Genomic DNA, 1,534 nt, shown 5'->3' with positions numbered 1-1,534 from the left:
TGATACTCGATCTTCAAGTTTTTAGATTTGACATTGGTGTTCAGTAGGCGCTAGGCGTATGCCTCCCCGGCACGGTAGCGCAGCGACGGTGTCGGCGCTTGCCGACCCAGGTCACGCCCACTCATGTGCTTCTTCGATGGGGCCAAAGGAAATACCGTCTTGATGGTCTCGGCGAGTTGCTCGAGGTGAGCGGTAGGATCCTCGGCGGCCAGCAGCGCTCGGAACATGTCCATCAGCGCCTCGCCCTGGCACTGGCGTCGGAGGCTACCCACGGTGCACGCAGGTGCCTGGTGATTGAGGCGGGTTCGTTGCTCGGGGTGAAGGAGGAGGGCGTGGTCGAGCAGCAGACTCAGGGTCAGGCTTCGGCTTGACCCCTCTTCGTCGGGCTGTTTGGCCAGTTGCCCCCATCCTTCATTGAGCTTCCAATCCTCCAGAAACACTTCGATCAGCCATCGCAGAGTATCGACTTGGACGATGTCGAGGGTCCGCCAACTCAGGTCGGTGGCCACCAGAGAGCGGAAGTCGGTTTCGCCGGGATATTTGAGCGCGATGACGAAGCGCTTCTTGCCATGGGCGCACACGTGCACCCGCGCGCTGCTGACGATGACCGCGATCTCGGCGCCGCCGCGCACGCGGATGTGCTGCGTGACGCCTGGGTAGGCGGCGAAGAAGGCCGTCAGTGAGTGCTCCTTGCCGCGAAAGCGCACCTTTTGATTGCCGCGCCATTGGCTGACCGTCTGGGCTGCAGCGCACAGGGCGCTAGCCTGGTCCATGAAGGTCTGGGTCCCATACAACGCATCGGCCAACACCGCGTTGATACGCACCTGAGGATGCGCTTGACGAAACGTCTCGATCCGCTCCAACACGAGCTGGGCCTTGCTGGGATCGGCCGGATCGCCCGGTGGTTGGGGCGCACGCTCGGCTTTCGCCACCTTCAAGCGATTCAGTCGCTGCTCTTCGCGGCGCCAGGCCACCTGCTTGGGATCCGGACTGGCGAAGCGAAATCCCACCGGCACCGTCACCGCGGGGGTCACCAACAGCAGAAACACGACGGCTTGTCCGTTGAAATAGCCACCGGTTTTCTTGTCGTAGAGCTGATGCGCGCGATGAATCCGGGTCGTGCGCTTGGCACGGCGCTGATCGCTGTCATCCGCCGCCAGAATACCCTCGCGAATCCCATGCTGCTCCAGCATCACCGTGACGCTCACCTCCCAGAGCCGCTCCCAAACGATCTTGGTGTGTCGGAACATCCACGACAAGGCACCAAGTCGATACGCCCTCAAGCCCGCGCGCTCGAACGCCGCCCAGCACACCGGATTGGTCAGCAGCACCCCCATCAGGCAGAACCTCAGCCAGGCACGCTGGCTGCGGCTCAACCCCCGGCTCGGCGTATGACGCCTCAGCGCCTCATCCAGGGAGTCGACATAACGCTCAATAAAGGGCAGTGGGCCAGAGAAAATGGCGGCGACTCCTCCTCAGAGTGGAGCGGATATCTTCGCGCGTTTTGTCAAGCAGGAAAAACTTGAAGATCGAG

Annotated in this window: 1 protein-coding gene; it reads right to left on the bottom strand. The window is 62.1% G+C overall.

All coding sequences use genetic code 11. The features are described from left to right. Positions 1 to 50: 50 nt before the first annotated feature. A complete protein-coding gene (locus QZY07_RS09915; protein ID WP_295402041.1) occupies positions 51 to 1,376 on the bottom strand; it encodes a transposase in 1,326 nt (441 codons plus the stop codon). Positions 1,377 to 1,534 lie beyond the last annotated feature (158 nt).

This window comes from uncultured Thiocystis sp. (assembly GCF_903866365.1).
Classification (GTDB): domain Bacteria; phylum Pseudomonadota; class Gammaproteobacteria; order Chromatiales; family Chromatiaceae; genus Chromatium.
The sequence above is the reverse complement of the archived record's forward strand: the minus strand, read 5'-3'. Positions and strand labels throughout refer to the sequence as shown.